Source organism: Mesorhizobium sp. CNPSo 4688 (assembly GCF_057784295.1).
Map to the genome: position 1 here is coordinate 26,628 of NZ_JBWLUY010000019.1, position 21,151 is coordinate 47,778.

Below are 21,151 nucleotides of genomic sequence, written 5' to 3' on the forward strand. Positions count from 1 at the left end.
GCGCCGCTTCGAAGCAGCGCGCCGCCAATGCATCACTTCTTGGGCAGCAGGTTGAGGCCGGGCGCCGGATCTTCCAGCGCATCCTCATCCTGGCCAGCAGCCGGAATCTCTATCCAACGCGTCGTGGCGCCATCGCATTCCTGCACCACCGGAAAATAGATCTTCTGGCCGACCGGCAGATCGGCGGCCAGCGTGCCGCGGAAGACGAATTCGTCGTAAAATTCATCCGGCAGGCTGCCGCCACTCCAGTCGACCTCCTTGACGCCCGAGGTCACCGCCTCGCCATAGAGCTGGTAGGATTTCTCGTATTTGCCGTTCTTGACCTGCAGCGTCCAGCCGGGCTTGGGCATCGGCTTCACCCCGATCACCCCTTCCGGGATCTGCACGCGCACGGCAATCGTCGCCTTGCCGTCGCAGCCGTGCGGCACCCGCAGCACGGCCTTGTAGGTCGAGCCGACCGCGGCCTCCTGTGTCTCGAGCGTGATATGGGCGAAGGCGGCACTTGTCACCAGGACGAGACATGCAGCCGCGGGCAAAAGATACTTGTTCATGATGGTCCCTCTCCGAAAAATCGGTTGGCAATAATTGGTCAGTCGTTGTCTTCCTGGGGCGGCGCGCTGCCTATGGCTTGAACGGCGAACTCGACGGTCACCGCCCCGGCCTTCTCGAAGGTCAGCGTGGCGGCAAACATCTGGCCCTCTTTCGGCGGCTGCTTCAAATCCATGAACATTATGTGGTACGCGCCCGGACCGAGCGTCACCTTGCCGCCCGCCGGGATTTCCAGTCCGCCCTCGACCGGGCGCATGGTCATGACGCCATCCTTCACCCCCATTTCATGCAGTTCGGCCTTGCCCGAAATGTCGGAGGCAATCGACAGCAGCCGGTCCGGCGCGCTGCCCTTGTTGACGATGGTGAAATAGCCGCCGGCGACCTTGGCGCCGGCCGGCGTTGCGCGCGACCAGGGATGCTCGATCTCGATGTCGCCGGCCTTGAACTCATGCGCAAGGACGGAGTGCGCGCCGACGAACAACAGCGCGAAGGCGAAGACCACGCTGCCGAGACGCTGCTCGATCGTGCGGAAGAAAGGCGTGCTGCGGCGCAACGCGGCGGCACGAAGTAAACGGGACATGGGGAAGCTCCATGAATATGAGGTCGCGCCGTTTCCGGTCGCGAACGATATCGGTCATTGGATGATTGTCGCTCGCGCAGGTTACGCGAGATGCCGCAGTTTCAGGCCGTAAGCGGCGGCGCGCGCGGATTTGCCGGAGAACGCTCGCGCGTGAAATCGAGATGCCCGACAGAGGCAAGCACAAAAGCGACGGTCTCGAAGGACAGGCTGACCGGCCCTATGCCGACACCGGGCGGCGGCGCATAGGCAACCGGGGCCATGCTGCAGCCAAGCATGCAGCATGCCGGCATATGCTGCTGGTGCGGATCGCCTCCGGGAAGCTGGACCGCTCCCTCATGAGTGCAGATAACGTTGCCGAAGGCGTCGAGCTGCGAGGCATCCGGCGCCGTGCCGAAAGCAAAGGCGCCGAGCGTCGACTGGAGCAGCAATACACAAGCCGCGACAAACGCGGCCGTCGTGCTCCATCTTTGGCGCCGGATGTTCAAGAACCTGCCTCTTCACGCAGCAACAGCAGATACCTAGCACGCGCTATGCGGCCCGAAAATCGCCAAATCATTGCTGCGGCAACGCGGCGCGTTAAGACGCGATCCGACCGGGTTCCGGAATCGAGGTCAGCAACGTGTTGCGCGCCGACTTCAGATGCTTGCGGCAGGCGGTATCGACCTTGCCGAGATCGCGCGATTTCAGCGCTGCGATATAGGCGAGATGCTCGCCAACCGCGACTTCGTTGCGCTCGCGCTCCTGCGCCTTGTTCCACTGGTAGTGGTAGTGGAAGATCATGGCGATGACGTCGTAGAAATCGACAATGAAGCGATTGTGCGAGGCGCGGTGGATCAGCCGGTGGAAGCGCTCGTCCAGCTCGGAGAATTCGTTGAAGCGGGTGGCGATCTCGCTGGCCAGTAGCCGGTGCTCGTCCTCCAGGCGGTCGAGATCGGCCCACACCGGGCTGTCCTGCGGCAAGGCGGCAAAGGCTGCCGCAGAGCGTATCTCGAACATCTCGCGGATTTCGGTCAGCTCAAGCGCAAAGGCGCGCGTAAAACCCTTCAGCACCCAGTGGCTGTTGCGCCGCTTCTCGATCAGGCCGAAGCGGGAGAATCGGATCAGGAATTCGCGCACGCTGGTCGTGCCGACGCCGATCTCGCGCGCCAGTTCGAGCTCGTTGATCTGCATGCCGGCCTCGGCGCCGCCGGCGAGCAACCTGCGCATGAACGAGCGCTCGATGATCTGCGCCAGCGTGTCGGTCTCTTCCTCGGGGAAGAAATCGTCAGGCTTCGGCGCCCTGAGCACGGTCTTGCTGCGCTTATTCCAGGCGATAAGCCCGGTCTCTTCCATACGCGCCAGAATGGTGCGCACGGTGGTGCGGCTGACGCCGAGCAGGGTGCCCAACTCCGGCTCGGACGGCAGGCTCTGCGTTTCATCGAGCAACCGCAGACCCCTGTTGTAAGCATCCTTGTAGACGTTGTTGCTCTTCGACATCCCTGTCCCGTTGCGCACCGGCGCTTGCTGTGGCTGGCTTGAAGCGCGATATCACAGATGTTTCCTAGCGCATGACCCGGCAAAGCAAAACGCTTTGCGTGTCAGACGCGGCTCCCTACAACCCACGCGTCCATCGGATGCATGGGGTCTCCTCCTGAAAAAACAAATTGACGCACAAATGTTTTTTCCCGATAAAAGACATTATATGGAAACAGACGCGTGTCAATCCGCGCATCCCCCAGGAACAGACCCAGGAAACTGCCCGTGAACGCCTCGAACAGCATTCTTCTGTCCCCCGCCGACAATGTCGCGGTCGCCAATGGCCGCATAGAGATCGGCACCACTCTGCCCGGCGGCGCCGTCGCCACGGCCTTGATCGAGCCCGGCCACAAGGTGGCGATCAAGCCTATCGCCGCCGGCGAAGCGGTGGTCAAGTATGCGCAGGCCATCGGCCGCGCCACGCAGGACATCGCACCTGGCGAGCACGTCCATTCGCACAATCTGGTTTTCGAGAGCGGCCGCCTGCCGGTGGTGCCGCCGAGTGAGGCCGAGCACGCGACGGAAGCCGACCGCGCCCGCACCTTCATGGGCTACCGCCGCGCCGATGGCCGAGCCGGCACCCGCAACTTCGTCGGCATCATTGCCAGCGTCAATTGTTCGGCCACCGTCTGCCACGCCATTGCCGACGAGGCCAACCGCGTGCTGTTGCCGAAATATCCGGGGATCGACGGCTTCGTACCGATCGTCCACGGCCAGGGCTGCGGCATGAGCGCCACCGGCGACGGCATGATGGTGCTGCACCGCACGCTCGCCGGCTATGCCCGCCATCCGAATTTCGGCGGCGTGCTGATGGTCGGTCTCGGCTGCGAGGTCAATCAGCTCACCCTCTACGGCCAAAAGGGTGCGGCCGCCGGAAAACGCCATTTCAACATCCAGGACGCCGGTGGTTCGCGCAAATCGGTGGAGAAGGCGATGGGCGTTCTGGCTGAAATCGCCGAGGAAGTCGGCACATTGCAGCGTGAGCCGATCCCGGTCAGCGAGATTGTTGTCGGCCTGCAATGCGGCGGCTCCGACGGCATGTCGGGCATCACGGCCAATCCAGCACTTGGTGCGGCCGTCGACATCCTGGCCGGCGTAGGCGGCATCGGCATCTTGTCCGAGACGACGGAGATCTATGGCGCCGAGCATCTGCTCGCCTATCGCGCGGCAACGCCGGAGATCGCCAAGAAGCTCGACGGTTTCGTCAAGTGGTGGGAGGACCATGTCGCCAAGCATGGCGCCTCGATCGACAACAACCCTTCGCCCGGCAACAAGCGCGGCGGCCTGACCACCATTCTGGAAAAGTCGCTGGGCGCGGTTGCCAAGGGCGGCCAGACGCCGCTCAACGGCGTCTTCGGCTACGCCGAGAAGGTCACCGGCAGCGGCCTGGTGTTCATGGACACGCCCGGCTACGACCCGGTCTCGGCGACCGGCCAGGTGGCGGGCGGCGCCAACATCATCGTCTTCACCACCGGCCGCGGCTCCTGCTTCGGTTGCCGGCCGACACCGTCGATCAAGGTCGCTACCAACTCGACCATGTACCACCAGATGGAAGAGGACATGGACGTCAATTGCGGCGTCATCGCCTCCGGCGAAAAGACAATCGCCGGTATGGGCCGTGAGCTGTTCGAACTGATCGTCGAGACGGCGTCGGGCCGCAAGACCAAGAGCGAGGCGTTCGGCTACGGCGACAACGAGTTCGTGCCGTGGCACCTCGGCGCAACGCTCTAAAACACTGACCAAAAAACTACGGGCTGCAAAAGTGAGTCCGCAAGGGAGGCTTTGGATGGACAAACGCCGCATCGGCACGACTGCGCTCGAGGTCACCGAGATGAGCTTCGGCGGCGCGGCGATCGGCGGCCTCTACCGGGCCTGCCCGCGCGAGGCGGCGATGGAGACGCTGCAGACCGCCTGGGAAGCCGGCCTGCGCTATTTCGACACCGCGCCCTTCTATGGCTTCGGCCTGTCGGAACGGCGGACCGGTGATTTCCTGCGCTACAAGCCGCGAGACTCCTATGTGCTGTCGACCAAGGTCGGGCGCCTGTTTCGCCCCGTGCCGGAAGATCAGGTTCCCGATCATTCCTATGTCGACCCGCTGCCTTTCGCGCTCGACTACGACTATTCCTATGACGGCATCATGCGCTCGGTCGAGTTCTCCTATGCGCGGCTCGGGCTAAACCGGATAGACGTCCTGTTTGTTCACGACATCGGCACCTACACGCATGGTGTCGAGAAGACGAAAGTGCACTTTCGCCAGTTGATGGATGGCGGCTTGAAGGCTCTGGAAGAGCTGAAATCGTCCGGCGTCATTTCCGCCTATGGGCTCGGCGTCAACGAGGTGCAAATCTGCCTCGACGTGCTGCGCGAAGCCCCGCTCGACTGCATCCTGCTCGCCAGCCGCTATTCGCTGCTCGATCGCTCGGCCGAGGCCGATCTTTTGCCGCTCTGCAGGCAGCGGCAGACTTCGCTGATCATCGGCGGCGTCTTCAACTCCGGCATCCTGGCGACCGGCCCCGTACATGGCGCGCATTTCGACTATCTGCCGGCGACGGAGGACATCTTGGAGCGCGTCGGCGCGATGGAGAAAATCGCCACCGAGGGTGACTATCCGCTGGCGGCGGCCGCGCTGCAGTTCCCGCTGCACGAACCGGTCGTGGCCAGCGTGCTGACCGGAACAGCCAAAGCCGCCAATCTGACACGCAATCTCGACCTGTTCGACGTCGAGGTGCCGCAAACGGAATTCGCAAAATATGCTCCTTACACCGTCGTTCAGGAACTCGGATGACGACGATCGCGTGATTCTCAAGAAAGAATGAACATTCCATATTGACTAGATGATGGAATTAATATTCCATCGCAATCAAGGAGGATCGGGAGCGTCTGGACGTGGCATTGAGGATCGGCAAGGAGGCTTCTCCGCCGAGCCATGTGCAGGCCGATATGAAACACCGCTTGCGTCGGCTGGATCGATGCACTATCAAAAAGCGGCAACTGTTTTTTATTGATAAAGTTCTGTTTGGGCCGCGCCTATCCGAATGGAGCTTCCGTAACCTTCACCGGGCGATCTAGGGAGGATTCCTAATGAAATTCATGACCAGCATTCTCAACCGCCGCTCACTCGTCGCGCTCGCTGCCGCCTCGATGCTTGCCGGCGCGCTGCACACGGCGCCGGCTTCGGCGGCGGATGTGACCATTCCGATCATCGTCAAGGACACCACGTCCTTCTACTGGCAGATCGTTCTGGCCGGCGCCCGCAAGGCCGGCAAGGATCTCGGTGTCAACGTGCCGGAACTCGGCGCTCAGGCTGAAACCGACGTCAACGGCCAGATTTCGATCCTCGAAAACGCCGTCGCCGGCAACCCGGCCGCCGTCGTCATTTCGCCGACCGAATTCAAGGCGCTCGGCAAGCCGATCGATGAAGCAGCCAGCAAGGTCAAGGTCATCGGCATCGACTCCGGCGCCGACTCCAAGGCCTTCACCTCGTTCCTGACCACCGACAACGTCCAAGGCGGCCGCGTCGCCGCTGACGGCCTTGCCGCGGCCATCGGCGAAGCCAATGGCGGCAAGGTCGAGGGCAAGGTTGCGCTGATCACCGCGCTTCCCGGCGCCGGCTCGCTCGAACAGCGCGCGCAGGGCTTCAAGGAACAGCTCAAGGCCAAGTATCCCGGCCTCGAACTGATCGCCGACAAATATGCTGACGGCCAGGCCACCACCGGCCTTAACATCGCCACCGACCTGATCACCGCCAATCCGGACCTGAAAGGCATCTTCGCCTCCAACCTGATCATGGCGCAGGGCGTTGGCCAGGCGATCGCCGAGAACAACCTTGCCGGCAAGGTCGGGCTGATCGGTTTCGACAGCGACGAGAAGCTGATCAAGTTCCTCAATGACGGCGTCATCTCCGGTCTCGTCGTCCAGGACCCGTACCGGATGGGCTATGACGGCATCAAGACCGCGCTCGCCGCCTCCAAGGGCGAGAAGGTCGAAGCCAATGTTGACACCGGCGCCAACCTGGTCACCAAGGCCAATATGAAAGAGCCGAAGATCGACGCGCTGCTCAATCCGAAGCTCGACTAAGCCTTTCCACAAGCGCATCGTTTCCGGGGCCTCGTTGCCCCGGAAACACCCTCACCGGCCCTTACAGAAGCCGGCCGAATGCCTTGACGATGCAATCCGACAGCATCGCTGCGTGCCCATTCGTAAGACCAATCTGGGAGGATTGTCATGACGTCGACGGCGCAAGACCTGCACCCCGCCCCCACGCTGGAGCCTGGCAGGACGATCCTCGAACTGCACGGGCTGGAAAAGCGCTATCCCGGCACACACGCGCTGAAGCCGGTCCACCTTGCCTTCAAGGCGGGCGAGATCCACGCCATCGTCGGCGAGAACGGTGCCGGCAAATCGACCCTCATCAAGCTTCTGACCGGCGTCATGCCGCGCACCTCCGGCGATGTCATCTGGGAAGGCAAGCCGGCGGCACTCGCCACCCCGCACGAGGCGATGGCGCTCGGCATCAATGCCGTGCACCAGGAAGTGGTGCTTTGCCGCCATCTTACCGTCGCCGCCAACATGTTCCTCGGCGAGGAGAATTCGCGCTTCGGCATCCTGCAGCAGCGCGCCATGGTCAAGGAAGCGCAGAAGATCATCGACGATCTCGGCTTCGACCTGCCGGCGCATGTCACGCTGGGCGATCTCACCATCGGCCAACAGCAATTGATCGCCGCGGCCCGCGCCACCGTGCGCGGCACCAAATTCCTGATTTTCGACGAGCCGACCGCTTATCTCACCCGCAAGGAAGCCGACCAGCTGTTCACGCTGATCCGCCGGTTGAAGGGCGAAGGCGTCACCATCATCTACATCAGCCATCGCATGGAAGAAGTCTTCGAGCTCGCCGACCGCGTCTCGGTGCTGCGCGACGGCACGCTGGTCGGCACCCGCAACATTGCCGAGACCAACGACGCCGAGCTGGTCAAGCTGATGATCAACCGCTCGATCGAGCAGGTCTATCACAAGGAGCATTTCACGCCGGGTGCGACCATCGTCGAAACGAAGAACCTCTCCGGCAAAGGGTTCGAGAACGTTTCGATGAGTGTCCGCGCGGGCGAGATCGTCGGCCTCTACGGCCTGATCGGCGCCGGCCGCAGCGAGTTCGTCACCACGCTTTATGGCCGCCACAAGAAGTCGGCCGGCCAGATCCTGTGGGAAGGCAAGCCGGTGCTGATCAACTCCGAACACGACGCGATCAAGCTTGGCATGGCGCTGGCGCCGGAAAGCCGCCGCGACCAGGGTCTGTGCCTCAATTTGCCGGTCGCCCTCAACCTCAACCTGCCGATCTACAAGCGCATTTCCAGCAACATGCTGATCTCCGGCGCCAAGGAGAAGGCCGAGGCCGACCGCCAGATCGCCGGCCTCCGGATCAAGACGCCGACGCGCGGCGCGCTGGCGTCCAGCCTGTCTGGCGGCAACCAGCAGAAGATCGTCATCGGCAAATGGCTGGCGCATGGCGCCAAGCTGTTCATCTTCGACGAGCCGACGGTCGGCGTCGATGTCGGCACCAAGGCCGAGATCTATCGCCTGTTCGGCGCGCTTTTGTCGAAAGGCGCCGGCATCATCCTGATCTCGTCCTATCTGCCGGAAGTCTACGAACTGGCCGATACGCTGCACGTCTTCCGGCGCGGCAAGCTGGTCGCCACACATGGCTTCCGCACCGCCGACCACGAAGAGATTCTCACACAGGCGCTCGCCGAGAAACAAGAAAAGCTGGGAGGACAGACATGAGCACCGAAGCCGTTCCTGCCGAAAAGCCGAAACGCAATTACAACGCCCTGTTCGGGCTGACGCTGCTGGCGCTGCTGGTTCTGTTGTGGGTGATCCTGTCGGTGGCGACGCAGAGCTTCGCCTCAGGCAACAACATATCGAACCTTTTGCGCCAGGGCTCGATGATCGCCATCCTGGCGGTCGGCCAGACCTTCGTCATCATCACCGGCGGCATCGACCTGTCCGTCGGCGCCGTCGTCGGCTTCGCCACCGTCATCGCTGCCATGCTGATCAATGCCGGCGTGCCGGTCTTTATCGCCATCCTGCTGACTCTGCTCGTCGGCGTCGCCATCGGCCTGTTCCATGGCTTCGGCATCGTCAAGATGGGCCTGCCGCCCTTCATCATCACGCTGGCGACACTGACCTCGCTGCGCGGCATCGGCCTGTTGATGACCAACGGCAACTCGATCTCGATCAACAACGACGCCTTCCAGGAGTTTTCGCGCAACTCCTTCATCGGCGTCCCCAACCTTTTCTGGATGGTGATCCTTGTCGGCATCCCGGCCTACATATTCCTGCATCACAGCCGCTGGGGCCGCTATCTCTTCTCGGTCGGCTCCAACGCCGAGGCCTCGCGACTCTCCGGCGTTAACGTCCAGCGCACCATCTACATGGCCTACACGCTGTCTGGCCTCTGCGCCGCCTTCGTCGGCGTGCTCCTGGCGTCGCGCATCGGCATCGGCAATCCGACCCAGGCCGAGGGCTGGGAGCTACAGGCGATCGCCTCGTCGGTCATCGGCGGCACCTCGCTGTTCGGCGCTGTCGGCTCGGTGCATGGCCCGCTGCTCGGCGCCTTCATCCTCGCCACCATCAACAACGGCGCCAATCTCCTGAACGTCAACGCCTTCTGGCAGCGCATCATCACCGGTGTGCTGATCATCGTCATCGTCTACTTCGACGGCTTGCGCCGTCGCGGCAAATAATCCTCCCTGACTGTCTTCGCCGGTCCGCTCGACGGACCGGCGCCTTTTTTGAACACTGGAATTGCTGAATGAAAGCCGTCGTTTGCCGCTCGCCCGGCGACCTTGTCCTTGAAGACCGCGCCGCACCTGGCGCTCCGCCTGCCGGCTGGGCGCTGATCGCGGTCAGCCATATCGGCATCTGCGGCACCGATTATCATATTTTCGAGGGCAAGCACCCGTTCCTCGCCTATCCCCGCATCATGGGCCATGAGGTGTCGGGCACCATCGTCGAGGCCGGTGAAGGCGTCGAACTCGCCGTCGGCGAGCCCGTCATCATCAACCCCTACCTCGCTTGCGGCAAATGCATCGCCTGCCGGCAGGGCAAGCCGAATTGCTGTGTGCGGATCGAAGTGCTCGGCGTGCATCGCGACGGCGCCATGGCCGAGCAGATCCTGGTGCCGGCGCAGAATCTTTATCCGGCAAACGGCCTGTCGCTGGCCGATGCCGCAGCCGTCGAATTTCTCGCCATCGGCGCGCATGCCGTGCGCCGTGCCCGCGCTGAACCAGGCGCCCGCACGCTGGTCATCGGCGCAGGGCCGATCGGGCTTGGCACGGCGATCTTCGCCCGCATTGCCGGGCTCGATGTTAGCCTGCTCGACATGAGCACGGAGCGGCTGGATTTTGCCAAAGGCGAACTCGGCTTCGCCACGCTCGACGGCTCGCAAAAGGCGGCAGCCGAACTGGTGCGCGATGCAACCGGCGCCGAAGGCTTCGACGTGGTTTTCGACGCCACCGGCAACACCGCCTCGGTGCAATCTGCCTTCGCCCACGTCGCGCATGGCGGCACGCTGGTTCTGGTGAGCGTTGTCAAGGACGACATCGTCTTTTCCGACCCCGAATTCCACAAGCGCGAGATGACCTTGGTCGGCAGCCGAAATGCGCTCAAGGCCGACTTCGACCACGTCGCCGCCTCCATCCGCAACGGCGCCGTGCCGCTGGCAAAACTCGTCACCCACCGCACCACGCTGGCCGGCACACCGCACGATCTCGCCCGCTGGGCGCATGAGAAATCGGGGCTGATCAAGGCCGTGATAGAGATCGCATAAGGCCAGCAGGCGGCTTACAGCGCCGACAGTTTCAGCTCCACCCGCTCCGCCGGAAACCGCGTTTCGGAGAACTGGATCGGTCGGCCATCCGGCGTGACGTTGACGGCGACGGCGACCAGCACGATGGCCCCCGGCTGCAAGTTGAGGTCGGCAAGGTCGGCGGCATCGGCATGGTGTGCCGACAGCACCGTCGATTGCCTGAGATAATCATCCACGCCGAAACGCCGGAGCGAGGCGGTGATCGAACCGGTCTCCGCCATCACGGCATCGATGCCTGCGAAACGCTTTGCCTCGTACCAGCTGGCGGCGCGCGACACCGGCCGTCCGTCGGCTTCGCCGCGCGTCTCCAGCCGGATCACCTCAGTGCCCCTCACAAGCCCAAGCCCGTCGGCGACGCGCTGGCTGGCCGGCTCGACCGCTGATGTGAGCAGCACGATATGCCGTTCCGATGTCTGCCCTTGCAGGCCCGTCGAGAACCGTGTGCGGGCGCCGATCGGGTAGGACAGCCGCTTGCGCGACAAGACGAAGGTGCCGCGCCCCTGTTCGGCTCGCAGCACGCCTTCCTGAACCAGCGCTGATATGGCGCTGCGTACCGTGTGGCGGTTGACGCCGTAGCGTTCGGCCAGCGCCACCTCTGGCGGCAGCGCGGCATTCTCGGCAAAATCGCCGGCGGCGATCGAGTGCAGGATCTGGTCGGCGATCTGCCGCCACAATGAGACGCCGCTGCGCCGTTCAATGCTGCTCGCCATCTGTTGCCCGGCCATTTTTGCCCCCGATCACGCCCCTGTCATCCACCCGTCATGGACACGGGTTAGATAATAGGTATAATTTGTATAGTTGTCTATATCACTAGATAAATTTTACACGTTAAGGGAGTTGCTGCATGCGAGGACAGGAAGCCCGCGACCAGGCCGAGCGCAAAGCCGTCATGGCGACGCTGGCGCAGGCGGGCGGCGACGACATCGCCCGGCTCTGGAACGAAGCCGGCCTGACCTCGGAAGCCGAGCTTTTGCGCGGGCCGGAAACCGGCCTGGTCACCGTACGCGGCCGCATCGGCGGCGGCGGCGCGCCCTTCAATGTCGGCGAGACCACGGTCACCCGCGCCACCGTGCGGCTGCCGACCGGGCAGGTCGGCCACAGTTACATGCTCGGCCGCGACCGGAAGAAGGCGAAGCTGGCGGCGATCGCCGACGCGCTCTGGCAGGACCCAGCCCAGCGCCAGACGGTCGAGACAGCGCTGGTCGCGCCATTGCGCGCTGCCCAGGCCGAAGCGCGCGAAAAGCGCCACGCCGAGACGGCGGCAACGAAAGTGGATTTCTTCACCATGGTGCGCGGAGAAGACTGATGGACATCGCAGCCCAATCGATCGACGGCGGTTTCGCCGATCCGGTGTTCAACGCCCAGACCGTCTTCCGCGCCGTCATGGATGCCATGGCGCGGCCGGGCAGCGTGCAGCCTCTGCCGGTCTTCGCGCGCCCGCCGGCGCCGCTGTCGGCCACCGCCGGCGCCATCGCGCTGGCGCTGTGCGACAACGACACGCCGCTCTGGCTCGACCCCGCTCTGCAGGCGTCCGCGGCGGTCAAATCCTGGCTCGGCTTCCACACGGGTGCGTCGCTTGCCAACACGCCGGCCGATGCGCATTTCGCCCTGATCGCCAACCCGGCGGAGATGGCGGCGCTCGACGGCTTTTCGCAAGGCACGCAGGACTATCCCGACCGTTCGACGACACTGATCCTGCAGGTCGGCGATCTCGTCTCCGGGGCGCCGCTGCTGCTCGAAGGTCCCGGCATCGAGAAGACCGCGACCATCGCCCCGGCGCAGATGCCGCGTCATTTCGTCGAACAGTGGAAGCAAAATGTCAGCCGCTTTCCACGCGGCGTCGACATCATCCTCGCGGCCCCCGACGGCATCGCCTGCCTGCCGCGCACAACGCGCATCAAGACGATGGAGGCGTAGATGTATGTCGCGGTAAAAGGCGGCGAAGCCGCAATTGCCAATGCCCACAGCCTGCTTGCCGACCGCCGGCGCGGCGACCGTTCGGTGCCGGCACTGCGCCTCGACCAGATCGTCGAGCAGCTGGCGCTCGGCGTCGACCGGGTGATGAGCGAAGGCTCGCTTTACGATCGTGAACTGGCCGCGCTCGCCATCGTCCAGGCGCGCGGCGACATGATCGAGGCGATCTTCCTGGTGCGCGCCTATCGCACGACGCTGCCGCGCTTCGGCTACAGCAATCCCATCGACACCGGCGCCATGCTGGTCGAGCGGCGCGTGTCGGCGACCTACAAGGATTTGCCCGGCGGCCAGTTGCTTGGGCCGACCTTCGACTACACCCACCGGCTGCTCGACCCCGAGGTTGCCGCCGGCGCCGATGTCGCCGAGCCGTTGCAGCGCGTTGGTGAAGCGGAGGCGATGCCGCGCGTTTCGGCGATCCTTGCCCGCGAAGGCCTGATCGAGCCGGACGGCGAGATGGCGCAGGACCATGTTCCCGGCGACATCACCCGTGAGCCGCTGGAATTCCCGATGGCGCGCGACATCCGTCTGCAGGCACTGTCGCGTGGCGATGAAGGGTTCCTGCTGGCGCTCGGCTATTCCACCCAGCGCGGCTATGCCCGCAACCATCCTTTTGTCGGCGAGATCCGCATCGGCGAGGTCGAGCTGGAGCTCGACGTGCCGGAACTGCCCTTCGCCGTGCCGCTCGGCCGTGTTCGCGTCACCGAGTGCCAGATGGTCAACCAGTTCAAGGGCTCGGCCAAGGCGCCGCCGCAATTCACCCGCGGCTACGGCCTGGTGTTCGGCCAGAGCGAGCGCAAGGCGATGGCCATGGCGCTCTGCGACCGCGCGTTGCGCGCCGCCGAACTCGGCGAGGATGTCGTCGCCGCTGCGCAGGATGAGGAGTTCGTCATTTCACACTCCGACAATGTCCAGGCGACCGGCTTCGTCGAGCATCTGAAGCTGCCGCATTATGTCGACTTTCAGGCCGAGCTCGACCTCGTGCGCCGCATGCGCGCCGCGTACGAAGCGCGTGAGAACCCCATCGCGATGGACGAAAAGAAGGAGGCCGCGGAATGACCGCCCAACCGACCGACATCGCCACCTACAACTTCGCCTATCTCGACGAGCAGACCAAAAGGATGATCCGCCGGGCGATCCTCAAGGGCATCGCCATCCCCGGCTATCAGGTGCCGTTCGCCTCGCGCGAAATGCCGATGCCCTATGGCTGGGGCACTGGCGGCGTCCAGGTCACCGCCTCGATCATCGGCCCCGACGATGTGCTGAAGGTCATCGACCAGGGCGCCGACGACACCACCAATGCCGTCTCGATCCGTGCCTTCTTCAAGAAGGTCGCCAATGTCGCTGTCACTACCGACACTGCCAGCGCCTCGATCATCCAGACCCGCCACCGCATCCCCGAACATCCGCTCAGCGCCGGGCAGGTTCTGGTCTATCAGGTGCCGATCCCCGAGCCGCTGCGCTTCCTCGAGCCGCGTGAGACCGAGACCCGCAAAATGCATGCGCTCGAGGAGTACGGGCTGATGCATGTCAAGCTCTACGAGGACATCGCCAAACACGGCCGCATCGCCACCACCTATGCCTATCCGGTCAAGGTCGAGGGCCGCTATGTCATGGACCCGTCGCCGACGCCGAAATTCGACAATCCCAAGATGCACCGCTCGCCGGCCTTGCAGCTGTTCGGCGCCGGCCGCGAAAAACGCATCTACGCCGTGCCGCCCTTCACCGATGTCGTCAGCCTCGACTTCGAGGACCATCCGTTCGAGGTGCAGACCTTCGACCAGCCCTGTGCGCTGTGCGCGGCCGAAAATGTCTATCTCGACGAGGTCATCCTCGACGACCATGGCGGCCACATGTTTGTCTGCTCCGACACCGACCATTGCGAGAAAAGGCGCAACGCCCCTACCTCCCCCTTGTGGGGAGGTCGCGCCGAAGGCGCGGGTGGGGGTCTGGATCAATCCACGTCCCTCTCAACCCCCACCCCGGCGCTACGCGCCGACCCTCCCCACAAGGGGGAGGGTAAGGAGGCGCAATGACCGACGAACCGCTGCTGCGCGTCTCGGCGCTGTCCAAATTCTACGGCTCTCGTGTCGGCTGCGAGAACGTCACCTTCGACCTGTGGCCGGGTGAAGTGCTGGCTGTCGTCGGTGAGTCCGGCTCCGGCAAGACGACGCTGCTCAACTGCCTGTCGACGCGGCTGTTGCCCTCTTCCGGCACCGCCAGCTACCGCATGCGTGACGGCCAGTTCCGCGAGCTCTATCGCATGAGCGAGGCCGAGCGCCGCTTTTTGATGCGCACGGACTGGGGCTTCGTCCATCAGAACCCGGCCGACGGATTGCGCATGACGGTGTCGGCCGGCGCCAATGTCGGAGAGCGGCTGATGGCGGTCGGCGACCGCCATTACGGCAAGATCCGCGCCACCGCCGTCGACTGGGTGTCTCGGGTCGAGATCGACGAGGATCGTATCGACGATGAGCCGCGCGCCTTTTCCGGCGGCATGCGCCAGCGCCTGCAGATCGCCCGCAACCTCGTCACCGGCCCGCGGCTGGTGTTCATGGATGAGCCTACCGGCGGCCTCGACGTCTCGGTGCAGGCACGCCTGCTCGATCTGTTGCGCGGCCTGGTCACCGATCTGGGCCTGGCGGCCATCGTCGTCACCCACGACCTCGCCGTTGCGCGGCTCCTGTCGCAGCGCATGATGGTGATGAAGGACGGCCGCGTTGTCGAAAGCGGTCTCACCGACCGCGTCCTCGACGACCCACGCGCGCCCTACACCCAGCTTCTCGTTTCCTCGATCCTCCAGGTGTGACCATGGCTACGCCCCTCGTTGTCTCCGACGTCGCCAAGAGCTTCACCATGCATTTGCGCGACGGCATCAAACTGCCGGTCGTCGCCGGGGTCTCGTTTTCGATCAGGGCCGGCGAATGCGCCGTGCTCGGCGGCCCCTCCGGCGCCGGCAAGAGCTCGATCCTGAAGATGCTCTATGGCAACTATGCCGTCGATGAAGGCCAGATCATCGTCCAGCATGAGGGCGGCCTGATCGATCTCGCCACGGCCAGCCCGCGCACGCTTCTCTCGGTACGCCGCCAGACGATCGGCTATGTCAGCCAGTTCCTGCGCACGGTACCACGCGTCTCGGCGCTGGACGTTGTAGCCGAGCCGCTGGTCGAGCGCGGCGAGGAGCGCGAGGTAGCGCGGACGAAGGCGCGGTCGCTTTTGGCGCAGCTGAACCTGCCGGAAAAGCTCTGGGCGCTGCCGCCGGCGACCTTCTCCGGCGGTGAGCAGCAGCGCGTCAACATCGCGCGCGGCTTCATCACCGAGCATCCGGTCCTTTTGCTCGACGAGCCGACCGCTTCGCTCGATGCCAAAAACCGGGATGTCGTTGTTGCGCTGATCGCCGCCAAAAAGGCGGCGGGCGTCGCTTTGCTCGGCATCTTCCATGACCTGGATGTCCGTGACGCTGTCGCTGATCGCATCATCGACGTCACCTCTTTCGCCGCCGGAAAAATCGCCGCATGAGCAGGAAATTGTCGGAGGCGCCATTCGTCCACGAAACGGCGCAGGTCGAAAATTCGACATTGGGCCGCTGGACCGAGATCGCCGACCGCAGCCGGGTGTCCGAGAGCATCCTCGGCGACTATTCCTACATGATGCAGGACTGCGCCATCTGGTGCGCGACGATCGGCAAGTTTTCCAACATCGCAGCAAGCGTGCGCATCAACGCCACCAACCACCCGACCTGGCGCCCGACGCTGCATCACTTCACCTACCGCGCCTCCGACTATTGGGACGACGCTGAGCATGAGAGCGAATTCTTCGCCCAGCGGCGTGCCAAGCGCGTCACCATCGGCCACGACACCTGGCTCGGCCACGGCTCGACCATCCTGCCCGGCATCACCGTCGGGGACGGCGCCGCGGTCGGCGCCGGTGCGGTGGTGTCTAAAGATGTCGCGCCCTACACCATCGTCGGCGGCGTGCCGGCAAAGCCGATCCGCGAGCGCTTCGACCGCCGCACGGCGGAGCGCTACCAGGCACTCGCCTGGTGGGATTGGGACCATGCCAGGCTGCGCGCCGCGCTCGACGATTTTCGCGAGCTAGAGGCTGAGGCGTTCCTGGAAAAATACGGCGGTTAGCGCCGACCCCTCGCGCGTTTTCGCCGGTGTTCAGGAAATGCGCCAATGCTAATATACAGGATGTTTGAGGGTTTCATGCAGCCTTTGCGAAGGGACGTTTCCGCACCTCCGGCCTCTGGCGTGAAGCCCGGAATCGTGACAGCCTTCGTCGTTCTGATCTTTTTCGGCATCCTTGCCGCGATCTGGCTTTGATCCATCCCACACGGGTTCTTGACCGTGCCGACCATTCGTCCCGCCACGCCGGCCGACGCAGATGCGATCTGGTCCATTCTCGAACCCGTCCTGCAGGCCGGCGAAACTTATGCGCTGCCCCGCGACTGGAACCGCGACCAAGCGCTGGGCTACTGGTTTTCCGATGGGCACGATGTGTTCGTCGCGGAGGAAGCCGGCGACGTGATTGGCTGCTACTATCTCCACGCCAACCAGCGCAGCGGCGGCGCGCATGTCGCCAATTGCGGCTACGTCACGTCGGCGGCATCGAGCGGCCGAGGCGTCGCCACGGCGATGTGCCTGCATTCGTTGCAGCAGGCTGCCGAGCGCGGCTTCCGCGCCATGCAGTTCAACTTCGTCATCAGCAGCAACGAGCGTGCGGTGAAGCTGTGGCGTCGGCTGGGCTTCGAAATTGTCGGAACGATACCGCAAGCATTCGACCATCCGCGGCTGGGATATGTCGACGCTTTCGTGATGCACCGCATGCTGTAGTAGAGGTGTGCGGGTTTCATACCCTTGACACATGACTCGGACAGGACGCCATCTCCCCAAGGAGATCGCTCATGCTCGCCACAGTCAAACCCTCGCTTGCCGGATTCTTCGAAGGCACCAATCCGGCGCCGCCGGTGCATCTCGGCACCCGTTACGACACATCGGGCAACTTCCTCCTCGAACCCGGCAACACGGTGGTCAGCCACCTCGTCCAAGGCTCTCCTTCCGAAGCCGTGGTCATCGAGGTACGCGAGCGCATGCGCGCCATGCCGGATGCCGACCGGCTCGCCTTCACGCCCATCTCCAGCCTGCACATGACGCTGTTCCAGGGCATAATCGAATATCGCCGCCGCCTGCCTTACTGGCCGCAGGACGTGCCGCTCGACACCAGCATCGACGCCATGACCAGCCTCTATCTGGAGCGCTTGAAGGGCTTCCGGAGCCGCGGCCCATTCAAGGTCGAGGTGATCGAAGTCGTGCCGACCGGGCTCACCGTTGCCGGCGCAACGGAGGAGGACCGGCGCGTCATGAGCGCCTGGCGCGACGCGCTGTCAGTACCGTTCGGCTACCGCCACCCCGATCACGACACTTACGCCTTCCACATCACGTTTGCCTACCCGATCCAGCGCCTCGCCGACGACAGGGCCACCGCTTGGCAGGACTTCTTCGACGACAGTCTCGCCGAGTTCGCCCGCAAGGCGCCGATGATCGAGTTGCAGCCGCCGGCCTTCTGCAACTTCAAGGACATGAACCATTTCGAGGAGTTGCTGGTGCTTGGCTGACCAGCGGCAGCACCACCGGCGCACGGGTCTGTGGGCGGTAACAAAACTGACATCAATCCGACACCGCAGGTTCATGCGGCTGCGCTAGCGAGGGTTAACAGACCTTCAAACTGCGACCGGACTGAAAGTTAAGCCATGTCAGCAACGCTCGAAATCCGCGGCGTGTCCCGCCGATTTGGCAAGAACACCGCCGTCAGCGCCATCGACCTGTCGATCCCGCAGGGCCAGATGGTCGGCATCATCGGTCGCTCCGGCGCCGGCAAGTCCACCCTTCTTCGCATGATCAACCGTCTCATCGACCCCAGCCAGGGGTCGATTTTTTTTGACGGCGCTGAGGTTTCCCGGCTGCGCGGCTCGCCGCTCAGGCGCTGGCAGCGCGATTGCGCCATGATCTTCCAGCAGTTCAACCTTGTGCCGCGCCTTGACGTCCTGACCAACGTTCTGCTCGGCCGGCTCAATCACCGCTCGACCGTCTCCAACCTGCTGGGCATGTTTACCCGCGCCGAATGCGCCGAGGCGGTCGCAGCGCTCGAGCGCCTCGACATCGCCCGCACCGCACTTCAGCCCGCCGGCACGCTGTCCGGCGGCCAGCAGCAGCGTGTCGCCGTTGCCCGCGCCATGATGCAGCAACCGAAGGTGCTGCTCGCCGACGAGCCGATCGCTTCGCTCGACCCGCTCAACGCCAAGGTGGTGATGGACTCGTTGCAGGACATAAATCTGCGCGAAGGCATCACCGTCGTCACCAATCTGCACACGCTGGACACGGCGCGGGCCTATTGCAACCGCATCATCGGCATGGCCGCCGGCAAGGTCGTGTTCGACGGCGCGCCGGAAGAGCTCAACCGCGAAGCGGTGCGCCAGGTCTATGGCGCCGACAGCAATGGCGCTGAAATCTCCGAGGCCATCACCTCGACCAGCATCGCCTACAAGCAAAAGATCGAAGCATCCGCCAGCCCGCTCGAGCCGGCATTCCCCGGGTACTGATCCATGATCCCGAAAAGTGGATACCGGTTTTCGGAAAAGATCATGGACAAGAACTGAGCGACTGGGATCGACCGCCCGCGTCAAGGGCACCTGCAAAAATCAAGAACGCTGCCGGCGCGGGGCCGGAACTTACAGGAGAGATAAAATGTTCAGGAAGATGGTATTCAGCGCCGTATCGGTGCTCGCCATGGCAACCAGCATGGCCCACGCGGCCGACCTCAAGGAATTCCGCGTCGGCATCCTCGGCGGCGAAAACGAAACCGACCGTCTGCGCAACTACCAGTGCCTGGCCGACCATCTGAAGACCGAATTCGGCTTCGAAAAAGTGTCGCTGTTCCCGGCCGCCGACTATGACGGCGTCATCCAGGGCCTGCTCGGCGGCACGCTCGACTTCGCCGAACTCGGCGCCTCCGGCTACGCCAGCGTCTACATCAAGGACCCGAAGGCGGTCACCCCGATCCTCACCAGCCAGCAGACCGACGGCGCCACCGGCTATTATTCGATCGGCCTGGCGCTGAAGTCCTCGGGCATCACCGACATCAAGTCGGCCAAGGGCAAGAAGCTCGGTTACGCCGATCCGGATTCGACCTCGGGCTACCTGATCCCGCTGACCCAGATCCCGAAGGACACCGGCGCCTCGAACGAAACCTTCTTCGCCTCGACCCAGTTCAATGGCGGCCATGAGAACAACATCCTCGCTGTCCGCGACGGGAAGGTCGACGTGGCGGTGGACGATTCCTCGGGCATCGGCGACTTCAAGAACGGCTACACCTCCGGCACCTTCCACAAGGAAGTCGCCAAGGGCGCCGTCGATCCCAACGACTTCGTCGAAGTCTGGCGCTCGGGCCTGATCCCGAACGGCCCGCTGGTCGTGCGCACCGCACTCGGTGACGACATGACCGCCAAGCTGACCGCGTTCTTCACCGACCTGCCGAAGAAGGACAAGGCCTGCTTCGAAGGCGTCGAGGGCGGCGATTTCACCGGCTACGTCCCGGTCAAGCCTGACTTCTACAGCGTCATCGTCGAAGCCCGTAAGGCAGCCATCGGCGGCTAACGGCGAAATCGAAAGGGGCGGTGCTCGAAGCACCGCCCTTTTTGCATCTCCGATCATGACCCTTTCCGTGACAGCCCCCTCCGGCGCCCCTCACCAGACGGCCGATGCCTGGCGACGCCAGACATCGCTGCGCCGGCTCTACACCGTGCTCGGCGTCGGTCTGCTGCTTGCCGCGATGCTTTCCAGCATGTGGTTCGCCGACGAGGCCAACGCCGGCCACTTCTGGGACCGGCTGCCGCACATCCTCGATTTCCTCAGCTGGCTGATCCCCAAGGACTGGAACGACGTCTGGCGGGCGCTGTTCGACATTGCTTCCCCACATGACACCGGCACCCAGGAATTCAACTTCCCGCTCGGTCGCGTCTACATCTGGGGCGGCTTCTACATCCCCGAATATTTCGAGCTGATGCTGACCACGGTCAACGTGGCGCTGGTCTCGACCTTCATCGGCTTCATCTTCGCGGTGCCGTTTTCTTTCATCGCCGCGCGCAACCTGACGCCGCATCCCGTGCTGCGGCTCGTCGTCAAGCGCTTCATGGAATTACTGCGCGCCTTTCCGGAGATCGTCATTGCCGGCCTGTTCGCGGCCATCGTCTCGACCGGGCCGATCGCCGCCATCATCGCGATCGGCCTGCATTCGATCGGCGCGCTCGGCAAGCTGTTCTACGAGATCAACGAGAACATCGACATGCGCGCCGAGGAAGGCCTGAAAGCGGTCGGCGCTAACTGGTTCGAGCGGGTGCGTTTCGCCGACCTGCCGCAGGTGCTGCCCAATTTCATGTCCTACACGCTGCTGCGCGTCGAAATTAACGTACGCGCCTCGACCATCATCGGCGCCGTCGGCGGCGGCGGCATCGGCGAAGAGTTGAAGCTCTCCATCTCGCGCGGCTTCGGCGCCAAGACGCTGGCGCTGGTGCTGCTCCTGTTCACGACCATCTTCATCATCGACCAGTTTTCCGCGTGGCTGCGCCGCAAGCTGGTTGGCGAGCAAGCCTTTTTGATGGGCGGGGCCTGACT

At 63.9% G+C, this 21,151-nt stretch carries 22 protein-coding genes and 1 pseudogene; 18 read left to right on the forward strand and 5 right to left on the reverse strand.

Features of this window, described 5'->3' with window-relative positions:
- Positions 1-32: 32 nt before the first annotated feature.
- The 4 genes from AC04SH_RS28345 to AC04SH_RS28360 form a co-directional block, all read right to left on the reverse strand.
- On the reverse strand, positions 33-551 hold the full coding sequence (locus AC04SH_RS28345) for a YcnI family copper-binding membrane protein (protein ID WP_488577458.1): 519 nt from the start codon (positions 549-551) through the stop codon (positions 33-35).
- Between the two features lie 38 nt (positions 552-589).
- A complete protein-coding gene (locus AC04SH_RS28350; RefSeq protein ID WP_488577459.1) occupies positions 590-1,129 on the reverse strand; it encodes a copper chaperone PCu(A)C in 540 nt (179 codons plus the stop codon).
- A gap of 101 nt (positions 1,130-1,230) precedes the next feature.
- Complete coding sequence (locus tag AC04SH_RS28355; RefSeq protein ID WP_488577460.1) at positions 1,231-1,614, reverse strand: DUF2946 family protein; 384 nt, start codon at positions 1,612-1,614, stop codon at positions 1,231-1,233.
- Between the two features lie 91 nt (positions 1,615-1,705).
- On the reverse strand, positions 1,706-2,605 hold the full coding sequence (locus AC04SH_RS28360) for a GntR family transcriptional regulator (protein ID WP_488577461.1): 900 nt from the start codon (positions 2,603-2,605) through the stop codon (positions 1,706-1,708).
- Positions 2,606-2,869: 264 nt separating this feature from the next.
- Here AC04SH_RS28360 and AC04SH_RS28365 point away from each other — a divergent pair, with 264 nt between their 5' ends.
- From AC04SH_RS28365 to AC04SH_RS28390, 6 genes are all read left to right on the forward strand, one after another.
- Positions 2,870-4,375, forward strand: coding sequence for a UxaA family hydrolase (locus tag AC04SH_RS28365; protein ID WP_488577462.1), 1,506 nt, complete (start codon positions 2,870-2,872; stop codon positions 4,373-4,375).
- A 55-nt stretch (positions 4,376-4,430) separates the two neighbouring features.
- Positions 4,431-5,429, forward strand: coding sequence for an aldo/keto reductase (locus AC04SH_RS28370; protein WP_488577463.1), 999 nt, complete (start codon positions 4,431-4,433; stop codon positions 5,427-5,429).
- A 296-nt stretch (positions 5,430-5,725) separates the two neighbouring features.
- Entirely contained in the window at positions 5,726-6,721 is a 996-nt protein-coding gene (locus AC04SH_RS28375; protein WP_488577464.1) for a substrate-binding domain-containing protein, read from the forward strand.
- Between the two features lie 147 nt (positions 6,722-6,868).
- Positions 6,869-8,422, forward strand: coding sequence for a sugar ABC transporter ATP-binding protein (locus AC04SH_RS28380; protein ID WP_488577465.1), 1,554 nt, complete (start codon positions 6,869-6,871; stop codon positions 8,420-8,422).
- On the forward strand, positions 8,419-9,384 hold the full coding sequence (locus AC04SH_RS28385; protein WP_488577466.1) for an ABC transporter permease: 966 nt from the start codon (positions 8,419-8,421) through the stop codon (positions 9,382-9,384). The genes AC04SH_RS28380 and AC04SH_RS28385 overlap by 4 nt, the downstream gene beginning before the upstream one ends.
- A gap of 68 nt (positions 9,385-9,452) precedes the next feature.
- Positions 9,453-10,469: a zinc-binding alcohol dehydrogenase family protein gene (locus AC04SH_RS28390; RefSeq protein ID WP_488577467.1), complete on the forward strand. Its 1,017-nt coding sequence runs from the start codon at positions 9,453-9,455 to the stop codon at positions 10,467-10,469.
- Between the two features lie 14 nt (positions 10,470-10,483).
- Here AC04SH_RS28390 and phnF read toward each other — a convergent pair whose 3' ends face one another.
- On the reverse strand, positions 10,484-11,233 hold the full coding sequence (phnF, locus tag AC04SH_RS28395) for a phosphonate metabolism transcriptional regulator PhnF (protein WP_488577468.1): 750 nt from the start codon (positions 11,231-11,233) through the stop codon (positions 10,484-10,486).
- 119 nt (positions 11,234-11,352) lie between these two features.
- Between phnF and phnG the strand changes: the two genes are divergently transcribed.
- The 12 genes and pseudogenes from phnG to phnE all read left to right on the forward strand — a co-directional run bounded on the left by phnG (position 11,353) and on the right by phnE (position 21,149).
- A complete protein-coding gene (gene phnG / locus AC04SH_RS28400; protein WP_488577469.1) occupies positions 11,353-11,814 on the forward strand; it encodes a phosphonate C-P lyase system protein PhnG in 462 nt (153 codons plus the stop codon).
- Positions 11,814-12,425, forward strand: a complete 612-nt coding sequence (gene phnH, locus AC04SH_RS28405) for a phosphonate C-P lyase system protein PhnH (protein ID WP_488577470.1) — start codon at positions 11,814-11,816, stop codon at positions 12,423-12,425. The genes phnG and phnH overlap by 1 nt, the downstream gene beginning before the upstream one ends.
- Complete coding sequence (locus AC04SH_RS28410; RefSeq protein ID WP_488577471.1) at positions 12,426-13,538, forward strand: carbon-phosphorus lyase complex subunit; 1,113 nt, start codon at positions 12,426-12,428, stop codon at positions 13,536-13,538.
- Positions 13,535-14,374, forward strand: a pseudogene (locus AC04SH_RS28415) (alpha-D-ribose 1-methylphosphonate 5-phosphate C-P-lyase PhnJ); the annotation flags it as partial. The gene AC04SH_RS28410 and the pseudogene AC04SH_RS28415, both read left to right, overlap by 4 nt.
- 137 nt (positions 14,375-14,511) lie before the next feature.
- The gene (phnK, locus tag AC04SH_RS28420; RefSeq protein ID WP_488577472.1) at positions 14,512-15,288 is read left to right on the forward strand and encodes a phosphonate C-P lyase system protein PhnK; all 777 of its coding nucleotides are present in this window, start codon (positions 14,512-14,514) and stop codon (positions 15,286-15,288) included.
- Between the two features lie 2 nt (positions 15,289-15,290).
- Complete coding sequence (phnL, locus tag AC04SH_RS28425; RefSeq protein WP_488577473.1) at positions 15,291-15,998, forward strand: phosphonate C-P lyase system protein PhnL; 708 nt, start codon at positions 15,291-15,293, stop codon at positions 15,996-15,998.
- On the forward strand, positions 15,995-16,612 hold the full coding sequence (locus AC04SH_RS28430; protein ID WP_488577474.1) for a DapH/DapD/GlmU-related protein: 618 nt from the start codon (positions 15,995-15,997) through the stop codon (positions 16,610-16,612). Before phnL ends, AC04SH_RS28430 begins: the two co-directional genes overlap by 4 nt.
- A gap of 210 nt (positions 16,613-16,822) precedes the next feature.
- Positions 16,823-17,314 carry a GNAT family N-acetyltransferase gene (locus AC04SH_RS28435; protein ID WP_488577475.1) on the forward strand — a complete coding sequence of 164 codons (492 nt, stop codon included), beginning with the start codon at positions 16,823-16,825 and terminating at the stop codon, positions 17,312-17,314.
- Between the two features lie 71 nt (positions 17,315-17,385).
- On the forward strand, positions 17,386-18,096 hold the full coding sequence (locus AC04SH_RS28440) for a DUF1868 domain-containing protein (RefSeq protein WP_488577476.1): 711 nt from the start codon (positions 17,386-17,388) through the stop codon (positions 18,094-18,096).
- A 135-nt stretch (positions 18,097-18,231) separates the two neighbouring features.
- Entirely contained in the window at positions 18,232-19,080 is an 849-nt protein-coding gene (phnC, locus tag AC04SH_RS28445; protein WP_488577477.1) for a phosphonate ABC transporter ATP-binding protein, read from the forward strand.
- Between the two features lie 145 nt (positions 19,081-19,225).
- Entirely contained in the window at positions 19,226-20,134 is a 909-nt protein-coding gene (gene phnD, locus AC04SH_RS28450) for a phosphonate ABC transporter substrate-binding protein (protein WP_488577478.1), read from the forward strand.
- 55 nt (positions 20,135-20,189) lie between these two features.
- Positions 20,190-21,149, forward strand: a complete 960-nt coding sequence (phnE, locus tag AC04SH_RS28455) for a phosphonate ABC transporter, permease protein PhnE (protein WP_477233347.1) — start codon at positions 20,190-20,192, stop codon at positions 21,147-21,149.
- Positions 21,150-21,151 lie beyond the last annotated feature (2 nt).

Excerpts from the sequence above, each read along its gene's own strand:
- AC04SH_RS28375 (WP_488577464.1), top strand. The coding sequence starts at position 5,726 with ATGAAATTCATGACCAGCATTCTCAACCGCCGCTCACTCGTCGCGCTC.
- AC04SH_RS28385 (WP_488577466.1), top strand. The coding sequence starts at position 8,419 with ATGAGCACCGAAGCCGTTCCTGCCGAAAAGCCGAAACGCAATTACAAC.
- AC04SH_RS28440 (WP_488577476.1), top strand. The coding sequence starts at position 17,386 with ATGCTCGCCACAGTCAAACCCTCGCTTGCCGGATTCTTCGAAGGCACC.
- phnG (WP_488577469.1), top strand. The coding sequence starts at position 11,353 with ATGCGAGGACAGGAAGCCCGCGACCAGGCCGAGCGCAAAGCCGTCATG.
- AC04SH_RS28390 (WP_488577467.1), top strand. The coding sequence starts at position 9,453 with ATGAAAGCCGTCGTTTGCCGCTCGCCCGGCGACCTTGTCCTTGAAGAC.
- phnH (WP_488577470.1), top strand. The coding sequence starts at position 11,814 with ATGGACATCGCAGCCCAATCGATCGACGGCGGTTTCGCCGATCCGGTG.
- phnK (WP_488577472.1), top strand. The coding sequence starts at position 14,512 with ATGACCGACGAACCGCTGCTGCGCGTCTCGGCGCTGTCCAAATTCTAC.
- AC04SH_RS28370 (WP_488577463.1), top strand. The coding sequence starts at position 4,431 with ATGGACAAACGCCGCATCGGCACGACTGCGCTCGAGGTCACCGAGATG.
- AC04SH_RS28380 (WP_488577465.1), top strand. The coding sequence starts at position 6,869 with ATGACGTCGACGGCGCAAGACCTGCACCCCGCCCCCACGCTGGAGCCT.
- AC04SH_RS28360 (WP_488577461.1), bottom strand. The coding sequence starts at position 2,605 with ATGTCGAAGAGCAACAACGTCTACAAGGATGCTTACAACAGGGGTCTG.
- AC04SH_RS28410 (WP_488577471.1), top strand. The coding sequence starts at position 12,426 with ATGTATGTCGCGGTAAAAGGCGGCGAAGCCGCAATTGCCAATGCCCAC.
- AC04SH_RS28350 (WP_488577459.1), bottom strand. The coding sequence starts at position 1,129 with ATGTCCCGTTTACTTCGTGCCGCCGCGTTGCGCCGCAGCACGCCTTTC.
- phnC (WP_488577477.1), top strand. The coding sequence starts at position 18,232 with ATGTCAGCAACGCTCGAAATCCGCGGCGTGTCCCGCCGATTTGGCAAG.
- phnF (WP_488577468.1), bottom strand. The coding sequence starts at position 11,233 with ATGGCCGGGCAACAGATGGCGAGCAGCATTGAACGGCGCAGCGGCGTC.
- phnD (WP_488577478.1), top strand. The coding sequence starts at position 19,226 with ATGTTCAGGAAGATGGTATTCAGCGCCGTATCGGTGCTCGCCATGGCA.
- AC04SH_RS28430 (WP_488577474.1), top strand. The coding sequence starts at position 15,995 with ATGAGCAGGAAATTGTCGGAGGCGCCATTCGTCCACGAAACGGCGCAG.
- phnL (WP_488577473.1), top strand. The coding sequence starts at position 15,291 with ATGGCTACGCCCCTCGTTGTCTCCGACGTCGCCAAGAGCTTCACCATG.
- phnE (WP_477233347.1), top strand. The coding sequence starts at position 20,190 with ATGACCCTTTCCGTGACAGCCCCCTCCGGCGCCCCTCACCAGACGGCC.
- AC04SH_RS28345 (WP_488577458.1), bottom strand. The coding sequence starts at position 551 with ATGAACAAGTATCTTTTGCCCGCGGCTGCATGTCTCGTCCTGGTGACA.